At 61.9% G+C, this 14,530-nt stretch carries 16 protein-coding genes; 3 read left to right on the forward strand and 13 right to left on the reverse strand.

Translation table 11 applies throughout. The features are described from left to right. Positions 1-34: 34 nt before the first annotated feature. Positions 35-817: an exodeoxyribonuclease III gene (locus G533_RS0100320; RefSeq protein WP_027948227.1), complete on the reverse strand. Its 783-nt coding sequence runs from the start codon at positions 815-817 to the stop codon at positions 35-37. A gap of 200 nt (positions 818-1,017) precedes the next feature. On the opposite strand from G533_RS0100320, the gene G533_RS0100325 reads away from it, so the two are divergent. Further along, positions 1,018-2,724, forward strand: coding sequence for a class I adenylate-forming enzyme family protein (locus tag G533_RS0100325; RefSeq protein WP_027948228.1), 1,707 nt, complete (start codon positions 1,018-1,020; stop codon positions 2,722-2,724). 77 nt (positions 2,725-2,801) lie between these two features. Here the strand turns inward: G533_RS0100325 and G533_RS0100330 are convergent, their stop codons facing one another. From G533_RS0100330 to moaC, 12 genes are all read right to left on the reverse strand, one after another. Next, a complete protein-coding gene (locus G533_RS0100330) occupies positions 2,802-3,251 on the reverse strand; it encodes a nuclear transport factor 2 family protein (protein WP_027948229.1) in 450 nt (149 codons plus the stop codon). Positions 3,252-3,317: 66 nt separating this feature from the next. Beyond that, entirely contained in the window at positions 3,318-4,082 is a 765-nt protein-coding gene (locus G533_RS0100335; protein ID WP_027948230.1) for a glutathione S-transferase family protein, read from the reverse strand. A gap of 9 nt (positions 4,083-4,091) precedes the next feature. Next, the gene (locus G533_RS0100340; RefSeq protein WP_027948231.1) at positions 4,092-4,964 is read right to left on the reverse strand and encodes an amidohydrolase family protein; all 873 of its coding nucleotides are present in this window, start codon (positions 4,962-4,964) and stop codon (positions 4,092-4,094) included. Positions 4,965-5,132: 168 nt separating this feature from the next. After that, on the reverse strand, positions 5,133-6,359 hold the full coding sequence (locus G533_RS0100345) for a cytochrome P450 (RefSeq protein WP_027948232.1): 1,227 nt from the start codon (positions 6,357-6,359) through the stop codon (positions 5,133-5,135). Positions 6,360-6,442: 83 nt separating this feature from the next. Further along, a complete protein-coding gene (locus tag G533_RS0100350) occupies positions 6,443-8,617 on the reverse strand; it encodes a xanthine dehydrogenase family protein molybdopterin-binding subunit (protein ID WP_027948233.1) in 2,175 nt (724 codons plus the stop codon). Then, on the reverse strand, positions 8,614-9,090 hold the full coding sequence (locus G533_RS0100355) for a (2Fe-2S)-binding protein (RefSeq protein ID WP_027948234.1): 477 nt from the start codon (positions 9,088-9,090) through the stop codon (positions 8,614-8,616). Before G533_RS0100355 ends, G533_RS0100350 begins: the two co-directional genes overlap by 4 nt. Position 9,091: 1 nt before the next feature. After that, positions 9,092-9,568 (reverse strand): thioredoxin-dependent thiol peroxidase, encoded by a 477-nt coding sequence (gene bcp / locus G533_RS0100360; RefSeq protein ID WP_027948235.1) that lies wholly within the window; start codon positions 9,566-9,568, stop codon positions 9,092-9,094. A gap of 52 nt (positions 9,569-9,620) precedes the next feature. Beyond that, on the reverse strand, positions 9,621-10,166 hold the full coding sequence (locus G533_RS0100365; protein ID WP_027948236.1) for an NUDIX hydrolase: 546 nt from the start codon (positions 10,164-10,166) through the stop codon (positions 9,621-9,623). A gap of 22 nt (positions 10,167-10,188) precedes the next feature. Then, a complete protein-coding gene (locus G533_RS0100370; protein WP_027948237.1) occupies positions 10,189-10,668 on the reverse strand; it encodes a flavin reductase family protein in 480 nt (159 codons plus the stop codon). A gap of 51 nt (positions 10,669-10,719) precedes the next feature. Then, complete coding sequence (locus G533_RS0100375) at positions 10,720-11,211, reverse strand: molybdenum cofactor biosynthesis protein MoaE (RefSeq protein WP_027948238.1); 492 nt, start codon at positions 11,209-11,211, stop codon at positions 10,720-10,722. A gap of 1 nt (position 11,212) precedes the next feature. Then, a complete protein-coding gene (gene moaD, locus G533_RS0100380; RefSeq protein WP_027948239.1) occupies positions 11,213-11,464 on the reverse strand; it encodes a molybdopterin converting factor subunit 1 in 252 nt (83 codons plus the stop codon). Beyond that, complete coding sequence (moaC, locus tag G533_RS0100385; RefSeq protein WP_027948240.1) at positions 11,458-11,952, reverse strand: cyclic pyranopterin monophosphate synthase MoaC; 495 nt, start codon at positions 11,950-11,952, stop codon at positions 11,458-11,460. The genes moaD and moaC overlap by 7 nt, the downstream gene beginning before the upstream one ends. A gap of 176 nt (positions 11,953-12,128) precedes the next feature. Here moaC and G533_RS0100390 point away from each other — a divergent pair, with 176 nt between their 5' ends. Then, entirely contained in the window at positions 12,129-13,142 is a 1,014-nt protein-coding gene (locus tag G533_RS0100390) for an LLM class F420-dependent oxidoreductase (protein ID WP_084638719.1), read from the forward strand. A 58-nt stretch (positions 13,143-13,200) separates the two neighbouring features. After that, positions 13,201-14,505: a spinster family MFS transporter gene (locus G533_RS19955; protein WP_035525775.1), complete on the forward strand. Its 1,305-nt coding sequence runs from the start codon at positions 13,201-13,203 to the stop codon at positions 14,503-14,505. Positions 14,506-14,530 lie beyond the last annotated feature (25 nt).

The following is a 14,530-nucleotide window of genomic DNA, read 5'->3' on the forward strand; positions in this document are numbered from 1 at the left end:
AGCGAAACCCTCGGTGCTGCAATCTGGCGGGCAGTCAGGACTGCAGCTCAAGGTCGTACACCATGATTTGTGGCGCGTGATCGGAAAAACGCTCGGCCGTGTAGATACCCGCGTCGCGCACACAGCCGCGCAAACCCGGCGTAATCACATGGTAGTCCAGGCGCCATCCCACGTTCTTCGCCCAGGCTTGCCCCCGGTTGGACCACCAGGTGTACTGATCGGGTTCCTGGTTGACCAGGCGGAAAGCATCGCTGTAACCGAGCTCGTCGTACACGCGGTCCAGCCAGGCGCGCTCCTCGGGCAGAAAACCGGAGTTTTTCTGGTTTGCTTTCCAGTTCCTGAGGTCGATAGGCTGGTGGCAGATGTTCCAGTCGGCGCAGATAATGAACTCGCGACGCTTGCGACGCAGCCCGCGCAGGTGCTCGTAAAAGCGTTCCATGAAGTCATACTTCTTTGCCAGCGCTGCTTCGCTACTCGAACCCGAGGGCATATACAGGGAGATGACGCTCACCCCATCGAAGTCTGCCTGCAGGTAGCGCCCTTCGGTATCTGCAGACTCCCAGCCCAGGCGAGTTGTCACAGCTCGCGGTTTCACACGCGTGTAGAGCGCCGTGCCGCTGTAACCCTTGCGCTGCGCATCATTGTAATAGCAGTGGTAGCCGGGCGGCGTGAACACCGGATCCTGCAGTTGCTCTTCCTGCGCCTTGGTTTCCTGAATGCACACCACATCGGCATCCTGCTGCGCCAACCAGTCGAAGAAACCCTTGCGCGCGGCGGCGCGTATGCCATTGGTATTGCAGGTTATGATAGTCGCCACTGCGTGTCCCCGCTGTCAGGCCCGTGAGCGTTGGCACGAGGTACCTGCGCAGGGCAAAGCGGGGCAGTGTAACGGAATGGACCGGCGCCGTTCAATTCGCGACGGGGCTGCGGCAATACTGCCCATGCCAACGCCGCTTGTGTATCATGCCCCCACTTCACCCCGCATCCCCTGACGACGACTGGAGACTACTGACCGCCATGAATGATGTCGCCGCCCTCAGCGCGAGCCTGCGCGCCGCCGCCGAACAACTGACTGCTCCCGGAGCACCCTTCGAACTCAAAGACTGCAGCGTGAATGGCATCACCATGCGCTGTTACGCCAATGCACCGTCCACCCTGCGCGAAGCGCTGGACGCCGGACGGGCCCATGGCGACAAAACGGCTATCACCTACGAAGATGAGCGCTACACCTTCACGGAGTTCTTTGCCGCGGCCGACCGCTTTGCACACTATCTGGTGCACCAGGCGGGCATTCGCAAGGGCGACCGGGTTGCCATCGCCATGCGCAACTACCCGGAGTGGATGTTCGCATTTGTCGGCATTCAGGCAACGGGCGCGATCGTTGTCCCGCTCAACAGCTGGGGCCGCGCGGAAGAACTGGGCTATGCATTGAACGACGCCGGGGCGCGTCTGGTGGTCTGCGACATAGAGCGCCATACGCTGGTGCGTGCGCAACTCGCCGAGCTGGATTGCCAGGCGGTGGTGGTGCGCAGCGGTTCCGCAGACATCGACGCTGCTACGCGCTGGGAAGCGACGCAGGAAAGCCCGGCACAGGCGCCAGAGGTGGCGCTGGATCGCGAAGACCTGGCAATGATCATGTATACCTCGGGTACTACCGGCAAGCCGAAAGGTGCCGCTTCGACCCACGCCGCCATCTGCCAGGCACTGCAGAACTTCGAGCTGATGGCTTACGTATCCGCCATGACCAACCCCGAAGTCATCGGCAAGATGATGGGTTCCGGCTTTGAACCCTGCACCCTGCTTGCGGTACCGCTGTTCCATGTGTCCGGCTGCTACGCCATTTTCCTGCTCAACCTGCGCGGCGGTCGTAAAACCAGCATTCTCTACAAGTGGGACCCGGAAGAGGCGCTCAAGGTCATCGAGCGTGAGCGCATTACGGTGTTTACCGGTGTGCCGGCCATGACCATAGCCATGCTCGAATCACCGGCCTTTGAGCGCACCGACACGCGCAGCCTGTTTTCCCTCGGCGCCGGCGGCGCGGCCTGCCCACCGCACCTGAAGGATCTTATCTACCGCAAGGTGCCCGACGCCTACCCCGGCACCGGCTACGGCATGACCGAAACCAATGCTACCGGCAGCAGCTGTACCGGCGAGGCCTACCGGTTGCAACCGACCGCGGCAGGCACCATTTCCCCTATCGTCGATATGCAGAGTGTGGACCCGGACGGCACTGTGCTGCCACCCGGCCAACCGGGTGAACTGATGGTGCGCAGCCCGACCAATGCGCGCGAATACTGGAACCTGCCCAAACCCACCGCGGAAACCTTTGTCGATGGCTGGGTGAAAACCGGCGATATCGGTTTTGTGGACGAACACGGTTTTGTTCACGTGGTTGACCGCATCAAGGACATGGTCATCCGCAATGGCGAAAACATTTACCCGGTCGAAGTGGAAGGCGTGTTGACCGCCCATCCACAGGTGATTGAAGCGTCAGTCTATGGGCTGCCCCACCCGGACCTGGGCGAGGAGCTGGCGGCCACAGTGAATGGCGCAGCCAATCTTGAGGTTGACCAGCTGGTGAGCTACCTGCGTGAGCACATGGCAGGCTACAAGATACCCACCCAATGGCGCTTTACGCAGCAACCGCTGGTGCGCAACGCCACCGGTAAACTGCTGAAACCCGATATTCGTGCCGCGCACCTGGCAGAGTGGCCACACCGCTAGCGGGCACCGCACGCCACACGGGTGCCTCGTTGGGGCACCCGCAGCAACCCGGGGTTGGCGGTGATCAAGCGAGTGTTTTAGAGCCCCATGAAATCAGGGGCGTTGAATACCCAGCTTTTCTCCTCGACGCGGCGCCGAATGCGCCAGCCCTGAGCCGTACGCACATACTCGTCGACATACCACAGTCCCAGCAGGAACACGTGGAGCCCTCCTTCGGGCAACGCCATTTCCATCGGGTTGAAGCACATGACGCGGCCGGTCGCCGTGTCGCCATTCACCACGAACTGCAGGTTGGCGTTCAGGTGCTGGCTGTTGGGAAAGATGCCATCGGAAACCGCATCCTTCAAATAGGCGATGGTCTCCTCGAGGTTGCCGACTGAACCACCGAAGGCCGAGTAATCAACGTGTGCGTCCTCGGTGAATACACCGCGCAGGTCATCGAAGGCCTTGCTGTCGATCAGGTGTGAGTAGTGAAATACGAGATCCTGCAGTTCCAGCCGGTCTGACAGTTCCTGTTGTGAAAGCATGACAATTCTCCCTTGTTGTTATCGTTCATGGTTGTACAAAAGCACGCCGTTCGCTATCGCCGGCGCCTAGAAATCCATTGGCAAGCGAATGTGCTCGCGGTACATGGAATCGCGGTGCGCCAGCAGCCGCGGCCTGAGCCAGCGGGTGGTCTTCTCAGCACCGGACGCATACATGCCACGCAGGTAATCCGGCATGGGATTGACCTCCGGGGGCAGCGGCAACACCATGCCGACAAAGTTGGCCCAGTAGAAATCCACCGCGGTGACGCCCTCCCCAACCAGCCAGGGGTTGCCGGCGGCCTCCTGCGCGGCGAGGCGCTCATCCAGCAGTCCGGCGATGGCAGCCATGCGCTGGTCAGCCTGCGCGGCTGCCTGCTCGCTCCAGCCGTACTTGCCGGCCATGCGCACAATCGACTCCGGGGGCTCGGCCAGCGCCATGCCCGGCACAAACAGCTGCAGGCGGCGCTGCCAGCCAAACCCGTCAACGCCGGCAATCAGCGCCGACAGGCCGAGTACTTCGGCACGCTGTGCCGGATCCGCGGGCAACAGCGCCGGCGTCGGCGCCAGTCGTTCAGCCAGGTGCAACAGGTCCAACCAGTGGCACACGGGCGGCAGATCCTCGAACACGGCGACCGGCGCGGAGCTCTGCCCGGTCCAGGCCATCAACGCGGCGTTTTCGCCGCCCCCCTCCTGACGCACCGGCAGGTACTCGAGCCCCTTGTACTCGAAGAGCGACTTCGCGGCTTCACCCCAGGGCCCCGGCACACCAGCGGTGAGAACCAACCGCAGCCCGGGGGCATTTACCGCCTGTTCGACTTCGACGTATTCCATCAACGGTTCCTATTTATCCAGTTTGAATACACGCAGCGCGTTCTCGCGCAGGAACTTGGGCCACACTTCGTCCCGGAAAGGTACATCCGGCATTTCGCGGAAAATACGATCCAGCGACAGGCCCATGGGGAAATAGCCGGCATACATTACTTGATCGGCGCCGCGCGTGTTGGCGAAATGCACGATGTCCTTCGGATAATGCTTGGGTGCAAACGCGCTGGTCATGTAATGCAGGTTCGGGTATTTCAACATCATTTTCCAGGCCACGTCGGTCCAGGGCTCGCAGCCATGACGTGTGACCACGTTGAGCTCGGGAAAGAACCACAGCACCTCGTCAAGCAATTCAACTTTCTGCGGCCCAAAGGGCAAGCGGGGGCCGGGAATACCCATGCAGGGGCAGAAGGGTATATCCAGTTCGACAAGTTTCGCGTAGATGGGGTACCACTTCTTGTCATTCACGGGCACCGGCGGACAGATCATGGCAGGCGATGCGGTAACAGCCTTGATATCGAACTCTTCCTTCAGTGCGACAATGGTGCGCACCTCGTCCATGCCGTTGTTGGGATTGGCTTCGTAACAGGCAAAGAATCGATCGGGGAACCTGCGCAGGGCTTCCTTGTGCTGCTCCGCGTACGGTCCGACCCCGATCATGGCGCGCTCGATATTGTGCTTGTCCATCTGCGCCACGGTGTAGGCCACGTAATCGTCCTGCCCGTCGATCTGCGGAATGTCCTTGAACATGTACTGCGCGGGCATCTTGAACATCTCATGGCTCTGCTTGTCCATGAGCATGGGCTTGATCCACTCGTAGAAATTACTGTTGTCGTCGCCGGGTACGGCCAGCATGAGGTCGATAACACCGATATCGGTAGGCATGGACATGGTCAGTTGCTCCTTCAATGACAGACCCGCCATTGTGCTGCGAGCACGCCGCTACACCAAGGTCAGGGCTCTCGCCGCGGCCAGAATTCAACGTCGGGCACAATAGCATGAACCGTGGGCCAGCCCCACGCGGCCCGCACCCGGCGACCGGGTGCGAGTGGCGGTCCCTCAGGCCACGTCGAACACGATGGGCATGTGCTTGATCCCGTGAATGAAGCTTGAACGCAGCCACTGGATTTCACCGTCGAGGCGCGGATTGCGCATGCGGCGCACAATTTCCTCGAAAATCACGGTCAGCTCCAAACGGGCCAGGTGAGAGCCGAGACAGAAATGCTGCCCCACACCGAACGCACGGTGGCCATTGCGCACATCCTCGCGCTGATTGCGCAGGATATCGAAGCGATCGGGGTCATCGAATACGGTCTCGTCAGCACTGGCTGCACCGTAAAACAGCTGCACCAACTCGCCCTTGCGGATGTTGCGGCCACCCAGCGTGGTGTCCTCCGTCGCCGTGCGCCGGAACGCAATCACCGCCGGGTTGTAGCGCAGGAATTCCTCGATGGCATCGGGCACCAGCGCCGGGTTATCAACCAGCGCCTGAAACTGCGCTGGGTTCTCCAGCAGCATGCGCATGCCCTGGCTGGTGACTGTGCGCGTGGTTTCATTGCCCGCGACAATCAGCAACATGAAGAAATTACAAAACTCTTCATCCGTGAGAGGTTCGTCTTCCACGGTGCCGTCCAGCAATGTGGCAACAATCCCCTCGGATCCGTGCTCCCTGTGGGCTGTGGCCAGCTCCATACCCAGCATGAACATCTCGACCATGGCGTTCATGCCATCCTCCGCCGAGGTGGTGAGGTCAGGGTCGTCCATGCCGAGCATGATATTCGTCAGCTCAAACAGGCGCTGGCGCTTCTCCAGCGGCACCCCCATCAGCTCGCAAATGGCAATCAGCGGCAACTCCATGGCGATATCTTCGACAAAGTCACAGCGCCCCGCGGGGAGCGCGCGGTCCAGAATTTCCCGGGCGATTTCGCGAAACCGCGGTTCGTAGCTGTCCACTTTGCGCGGTGTGAAGGCGGAGCGCACCAGGCGCCGGTACTTCAGGTGCTTGGGAGGGTCCATATTGATCATCAGCGCCTGCATCATCTCCACCTCGTCCGGCGTGGGATTATTCAACATGCAGGTACGTTCGGCGGAGGAAAACAACTGCGGGTTTTTCGACACTTCGTCGATTTCCGCCTGCCGTGTGACCGCCCAGTAACCCGGGCTGCCATGGCTGGGCTCATGCCAGTACACCGGCTCTTCGCGCCGCAGGTAGGTGAAAGTGTCACGCGGCAACCCGCCCCGGTAGCTTTCCGGGTCGTTCAGGTCAAAGTGTGGGCAACGGCTCATGGGTCTCTCCTCGGGCAGATACCGCCATTAGACTAATGCGCATTAGTCTGTACCCGAAGCGAGACCCCGTCAAGGCTTTGCCGTCAGCCCATGCGCAATGGCAGGCGCCGCTGGCGCTCTCCTGTGGCCGCGAACAGGGCATTGGCGAGTGCGGGAGCCGCGGGGGGCGTGCCCGGCTCACCCACCCCGGTAGGCGGCGCCGCACTTTCGACCAGCACTACCGTCATGGGGGGCGTATCGGTCTGCCGCAGCAGCTGGTAATCGTGGTAGTTGCTCTGCTCCACCGCGCCGTTTTTCAGCGTGATTTCACCGTGTAGCGCAGCGCTCAACGCAAATACAATGCCGCCGATCATCTGGTCACGCACTATGTCAGGGTTGATCACCTGGCCGCAATCGATCGCGCAATACACGTGTTCCAGTTTGGGCTTGCCATCAACCAGCGATATTTCCACCACCTCCGCAACGCAGGACTGGAAGGAATCGTGCACGGCAATACCCTGGTAATGGCCCGCAGGGGCATTGCCCCAGCTTGCCGCGGCGGCTACAGCATCCAGCACCCGGCGCTCGCGGGAGTCGGCGGCAAGATGTTTGCGACGAAATTCCAGCGGGTCAACACCGGCCGCATGCGCGAGTTCGTCAACGAAACTCTCTACCACAAACGCATTGTGACTGTGCCCAACTGACCGCCAGTATCCCAGCGGCACCGGCACCTGCACGTTGTGGTAGCTGACACTGACACCGTCGAACTGATAGGGCAGCTCTTTGGAACCCTCCACCGACGCGAAATCCTTTTTGCCGACAAAGTCGCCCACCAGTTGCCGCGGTCCACCCGGAATCCACTGGGGCAACATGGCGCCCATCATCACCGGCAAAACCTGCTGGTTGATACTGGGCCCCGCAATACGGTGTTGCCAATGGCTGATGCTGCCGTCGGCGTGCACGCGGGCTTCAATGGCACCCGCCATGGGCGGCCGGTACCAGTCGTGGCGCATGTCGTCTTCGCGACTCCACACGAGTTTCACCGGGCGTTTCAGTTCCCGTGCGATGGCGACGACCTCGGCAACGTTATCGGCCGCGGCGCGACGGCCAAAGCCGCCGCCGAGAAACTGGTTGTGAATAACCACTGCCTCACGCGGCACGTCGAGCACGCGGGACGCCGCGTCCTGCGCCAGGTCCGGAGCCTGCGAGCCCACCCAGACCTCGCAGCCGTCCTCAGTCAGACGACAGGTGGCGTTGAGCGGCTCCATGGCGGCGTGCGCCAGAAACGGTACGGCGTAACGCCCCGACACCAGCGTGCCCTGCCCCGCCTCGGTGCTAGCCGGATCGTCCCGTACACTGGCGAAATCATCGCCATCCAGTGCCGTGGTGAGCGCCTCGGTAATTGCCGCACTGTCGCGCAGGCCACCGCCGGGCGGAGTAAAGGTCACCTCGACCTTGCCCGCCGCCTGCCGGGCCGGCCAATAGCCTTCGGCGACCACGGCAACCCCGTGTTCAGTGGCAAATACCGCGACCACCCCGGGGTGCTCCAGCGCTTGTTCCGCATTGAAGGACTCGACGGCACCGTCAAACCACGGGCAGCGCAGCAACACCGCGGTCAGGCAGCCGTCGGGGCTTGCATCCATGCCGAAGCGCGCGCTGCCGTCCGTCTTTGCCTGTGCGTCCACGCGTTGGTCGTAATGGCCGATCCACTGCCACTGATCCGCCGGTTTCAGCGCTACATCGCTGGCCACAGGTAGTGCTCGGGCGATCGCCACCAGATCCGCATAGGCGAGGTCCACCGCTCCATCGGTACTGCGCACGCGCCCGTCCCGCGCTTCAAGGCTGGCCCGGTCGAGTCCACTTTGCTGCATGGCAGCGGCAACCAGGGTCTCTCTGGCTGTGGCACCCACCTGACGCAGGATTTCGTGGTAGACGCGGATGGAGGCACTGCCGCCGGTAATCTGCAGGCGCATCTCGGGGTCGGCGAAGGCGCTGTGCACGGGGGCCATGGCATAGCCAATGCGCTCCGGGTGTACCTCCAGCTCCTCGGCGACCAGAGTCACCATGCCCGTCACCACACCCTGCCCCATTTCCGCCTTGGGAATCTGCAGGATGATGGCGCCATCGGGCTCGATGCGCAGGAAAGCATCCGGCTGGAAGTCCGCCTCACTCCCGAGTTGCAGGGGTTTCCCCGAACACGCGGTAAGCTGGAAGCCCAGCGTCAGAGCACCACCGGTCACGGAGACATTGCGAATGAACTGGCGTCGGGTCAGGCTCATGATGCATCCTCCGCGGCGGGCTGCCAGTGCTCTACCGCCGCCACACTCAAGATCGCCCGCTGCACTTTGTGATAGGTGCCACAGCGGCACAGGTTGCCCGACATGGCCTGGCGAATGTGCTCTTCGTCAGGCTGCGGGTTGGATGCCAGCAATGCCGCGGCCGACATGATCTGCCCGGACTGGCAATAGCCGCACTGGGGTACGTTGTGTTCGACCCAGGCCCGCTGTAGCGGGTGATCACCACCGAGGCCTTCAATCGTCGTCACACTGCGCCCGGCAGCCTGCGACACCGGGGTCGAGCAGCTGCGAATAGCCGCGCCGTCGAGATGCACGGTGCAGGCTCCGCAGAGCCCCATACCGCAGCCGAAGCGCGTGCCGGTCAGGCCCAGATGATCCCGTAACACCCACAGCAACGGCGTTGCAGGATCCACCTTGAGTTCAACGTTGCGCCCGTTGAGGCTGAAGGCAACCACGTTACAACCCGAGCTCTTTGATCAGGGCGAGCACATCATCGTGGTGGCTTTTAGTCTTCACTTTATCCATCACGTGCTTGAGGCGTCCGTCCTTGCCGATGATGAAGCTGGTACGCAGGATCCCCATGAATTCGCGGCCCATGAATTTCTTCAGCCCCCAGGCACCATATTTCTCGGCAACCGCGTGATCCTCATCGGACAGCAGCGTGAAATTGAGGTCCTGTTTTTCGATGAATTTTCCGAGGCGCGCTACCGGGTCAGGGCTGACGCCAAGCACCACGGTATCGGCCTTCTCCAGGGCCTTCTTGCTGTCACGGATACCGCAGGCCTGCACCGTGCAGCCCGGCGTCATGGCCTTCGGGTAAAAATAGAGGACAACGTTTTTCTTGTCCCGGAACTGCTTCAGGGTGACGCTGTTGCCGTCCTGATCGAGCAGGGAAAAAGCCGGGGCCAGGTTACCAACTTTGGGGAATGCCATGGGGTGTTCTCCTTATGTATGCGAGTATTTTCCAGCGCGGTGATGGCGATTATCAGCCCGGCGGTCGACGCCGCTCTATGGCCGACACCCGCACGGGAAAATGCCCGGATGCGCTGTCGGCAAAAAACTCCTGAAGCGTTTCCTGAACCACTGGAAAGGCGATTTCTCCCCAGGGAATATCTTCCTGGCGGTAAAAGCCACTGTCGGTGCTTTCCGGCCCAACGCCAAACTCCCCGTCGACCACGTTGCAGCGGTAAAACATGTACACCTGGTTGATGTGTGGCACATCAAAGACGCGGTAAAGCTCGAGCTCTGTGACCCGGGCACGCGCTTCCTCCCAGGTTTCACGCGCCGCCCCCTGCACTGTGGTTTCACCGTTTTCCATGAACCCTGCGGGCAATGTCCAGTAGCCCAGACGCGGTTCAATCGCGCGCTTGCACAGTAGAATTCGCCCCTCGTACACCGGAACGCAGCCCACAATGACGCGCGGATTAACGTAGTGCACCACGTCGCAGGCGGTACAGACAAAGCGCTCGCGATCGTCGCCCTCGGGGATCCGCAGGGCTACGGTTGCGCCGCAGAGCGTACAGTAATTCATGCGGTCAACGCCCCGTCCAGCCTCATGCCAGCGCGCGATAGGCGCCGCTGTAAAACACCAGCGGTTCGCCTTCCACTTGCGCGTGCATAGCGTGCACCCGGCCCACGATAATCAGGTGATCGCCGCCGGGGTGTGTCGCATCCAGACTGCATTCGAACTGCACCAGCGCATCGTTGATCAGCGGTGCCCCACCGTGCTCGCCTGCCGTGAAGTGCTCGGCATCCAGCACATGGTCGCCCTTGCGGGCATAACGCGAAGAAAGCTCCTGCTGATTTCCCGCCAGCACATTGATCGCGAAGTGCCGGGCCTTGGAGTAGGTGGTGAAGACGTCCGAGTTGTTCTGCAGGCTCCACAGCACCAGGGGTGGGTCCAGCGACACCGAGCTGAAAGAGTTGGCGGTCAGTGCCAGTGCCTCCCCCTCCTCATTCACTGCGGTGATCAAGCAAACGCCCGTGGCAAACCGTCCCAGAGCGCTGCGCAGCTCCCGTCCATCCAATTCCATAACCTGCTCCTGTGCATTGTTGTAGTAATACTGTTTTCGGACGCTACAGGTTCACCCGCCAGGGGCCCCGTCGGCATCCCCTGTTCGGGGTAACTGCCAGCGCTGAGCGCGCGCAACGTCGCTGGCGCGGGCATCCACCCAGCGTGCGCCCTGTGGCCCGTGTTCTTTTTTCCAGAAGGGTGCGCGAGTCTTGAGTGCATCCATGATGAATTCACAGGCTGCAAAGGCCTCGGCCCGGTGCGCGGCGCATACCCCCACCCAGACAATAGCCTCTCCTGCATCAAGACGCCCAACCCGGTGCACCACATGCGCGGCCGCGAGTGCCCAGCGCGCCGCCGCCTCCTCGGCAATCGCCTGCAGACTGTGCTCGGTCATGCCGGCATAATGCTCCAATTGCAGCGAGTCGACCGCTCCTCCCGCTCCGGCATCGCGCACGTTGCCGGTAAACGTCACCACCGCCCCCGCTGCGGGCAGCGACCGCTGCAGCTGGTCGGGGCTGAAAGCCGCCTCCTGCACCCGCACGCGACAGTCACTCTGTGTCACGTCAACCCCCGGTAACCGGCGGGAAAAAGGCGACTTCATCACCCGACACAAGCGGGGTTCCCGGCTCGGCGAGCGACTTGTTTACAGCGGCCAGCAGGTTTGCGTCTGCCAGCGCTTCTTTCCACACCGGTCCGCGCTCGGACAGAGCCGCGCGCAGAGCCGCAATACTGTCGATGCCGGGTTCACTGGCCAGCTCCAGCGCCTCGCAGCCGAGCTGTTCACGCAGCCTGGCAAAGAACAGGACCCTCAGCATGCGGCGTCATCCGGCGACCGCTCCCAGCTCCCCGAGTTGCCGCCATGTTTCTCCTGCAGCCCCAGGTTCTGGATCAGCATGCCGCGGTCCACGGCCTTGCACATGTCGTAAATTGTGAGGGCTGCCACCGAGGCGGCGGTCAGGGCTTCCATCTCGACTCCCGTCTTGCCGGACACACGACAGCGGGCAGCAATGTGCACGCAGCTGGCGTCGTCATCGAGCGTGAAATCGAGATCGATACTATTGAGCATCAAGGGGTGGCAGAGCGGAATAAGCTCTGCGCATTTCTTCGCGCCCTGAATGCCGGCAATCCGTGCCACCGTAAGCACGTCGCCTTTGGCGTGCGCACCCTCGCGCAGCAGGCGCAGGGTTTCGGGCTGCATGCTGACGCTGGCCGTGGCAACCGCCTCGCGCCGCGTTTCCGGCTTGGCCCCCACGTCCACCATGCGCGCTGTGCCCGACGCATCGAGGTGCGTCAGCTGAGACATGACATCATATCCTTTCCCGGTTCCAACTGCCGCGCAAGTGTATCCAATGGCCGCGCAGAATAACACGCCTGCACACTTGCGACAGGCCCCATGGCCGTTTTCGCGCATCACCTTGGGGCGCGATTGGGGTAGAGTAGCTCGCACAATAATGCACACCCAAAGTGAGGAAACGCAACATGGGCAAATTGACGCTGGGACTGCAACTCGGCTACTGGGGCGCGCAACCGCAGCCAAACATGGTCGAGCTGGCACAAGAGGCGGAGCGGCTGAACTTTGATTCGGTGTGGGTCGCGGAGTCCTGGGGAAATGACTGTTTCACTCCCCTGGCATGGATTGGCAGCCAGACGTCTCGCATTCGGCTCGGCACGGCCGTCGCACAGCTTTCCGCGCGCACACCCACCGCCTGCGCGATGGCCGCCATGGCCCTTGACCACCTTTCAGGCGGGCGCATGATTCTTGGCCTCGGCGTTTCCGGCCCCCAGGTGGTGGAGGGCTGGTACGGCCAGCCTTACAGCAAACCGGTGACACGCACACGGGATTATGTCGATATCATTCGCCAGGTACTGGCGCGACAGGCACCTGTTACCAGCGACAGTGAGTTCTACTCCCTGCCCTACCACGGCCCAGGCGCCTGGGGCATGGGTAAACCGCTCAAGCCCATCCTCCACCCGCTACGGGCTGACTTGCCCATCTTTATTGGCGCCGAAGGCCCGAAAAATGTCGAACAGACCGCGGAGATTGCCGATGGCTGGCTGCCACTCTACTACTCCCCCTACCGTCAGGAGGTCTACGCCAGCCAGTTGCGCAACGCCAGACCCGGCTTCGAAATTCCCGCGCTGGTACTGTGCAACATCAACGACAATCTCGACGAAGCGCTGTACCCGGTCAAGGCCATGTTGGGCTTCTACATTGGCGGCATGGGGTCCAAAGCACGCAACTTCCACAAGGAACTGATGGCGCGCATGGGTTTCGCGGATGAAGCCGAGCAAATTCAAGAACTATTTTTCGCCGGCAAGCGGGACGAGGCAATTGCCTTGGTGCCCGACGCCTTCGCCGACGAGATTTCGCTCTCGGGTCCCCGTGACCGCATCAAGGAAAAGCTGCGCGACTGGGAAAACTCCCCGGTCACCAGCCTGTTGATCAATGGCGACACAGCACTGCTGCGCGCAATGGCGGAGCTGGTAAATTGACCTGAATACCGCTTCCGTTATATTGGGCACACTATAAAAAGACAAGGATGCCACAGCCGTGACTACAGGCCAGCCGGACTACTCTCCCGCGTACAAGCGTTTTGTACTGGTCATGCTGACCATGGTCTATGCCTTCAATTTCATCGACCGGCAGATTCTGGTGATTCTGCAGGAGCCGATCAAGGCCGACATGGGCCTGTCCGACACGCAGCTCGGCCTGCTCAGCGGTTTCAGCTTCGCCCTGATCTACGTCACCGCCGGGATCCCCATTGCCTACTGGGCTGACCGCGGCAACCGGCGTAATATCGTATCGCTATCACTCGCCGTGTGGAGCGGCATGACCGCGCTGTCCGGGTTTGTGCAGAACTACGCCCAGCTGCTGGCGGCACGTATCGGTGTGGGACTGGGTGAGGCCGGTGGCAGCCCACCGTCGCATTCGATGATCAGCGACTATTTTCCGCCGGAACAGCGAGGGCGTGCGCTGTCGTTCTATTCCATGGGTATTTACGTCGGCATACTGCTGGGCTTCATGTTTGGTGGCATGATCGCGGAGGCCTTCGGCTGGCGCGCGGCTTTCCTGATCGTCGGTATTCCCGGCGTGCTGTTTGCCATCGTGTTGCGTCTCGCGGTGCAGGAACCTCTGCGCGGACGGTGGGAAACCGCCGCCGACAATGCCGCCGCCCGGCCCTCCCTGCACGACACCCTGACACTGCTGCGACAGTTGCCTTCCTTCTGGCTCATCGCAGTGGGCTGCGCCCTCACCGCCTTTGTCAGCTACGGCGTGGGCAACTTTTTCCCCTCGTTCCTGATTCGCAGCCACGGCCTGAGTGTGGCGCAGGTGGGTGTCGTGCTCGCTCTGGTGTCCGGGATTGGTGGCGCACTGGGTACCTATCTCGGTGGGTATCTCGGTGATCGCTTCGGCGCTCGCGATCCTCGCTGGTATCTGTGGGTGCCCATGCTTGGCGGTCTGATCGCCTTTGGGCCCTACCTCTACGTGCTGCTGACTGACAATACCACCCACCTGCTGGTTATCCTGGTGTTCACCAATATCCTGACAGCGATGTACCTGGGGCCCTGCATCGCCCTGTCACATGCCCTGGTGCCGCCCAATATGCGCGCGCTCACCTCGGCCATACTGTTCTTCGTCCTGAACATGATCGGCCTCGGCCTGGGCCCCTTCCTGACGGGGCTTGCCAGCGACCTGCTCGCGCCGCGCTTTGGCACTGACAGCCTGCGCTACGCCATGGTCCTCGCATCACTGTTTGGTCTCGTTGCCATCGGCCTGTTCTTCTTCGCGGCCCGGCGACTGCCTGAGGATCTCGCCAGACGCCGGCGCGCCGCAGAGGCATACAGCGTAGCCTAGCCACATCAACACACCCAATACGGAA

Source organism: Haliea salexigens DSM 19537, assembly GCF_000423125.1.
In the GTDB taxonomy this organism is placed as follows: Bacteria; Pseudomonadota; Gammaproteobacteria; order Pseudomonadales; family Halieaceae; genus Haliea; species Haliea salexigens.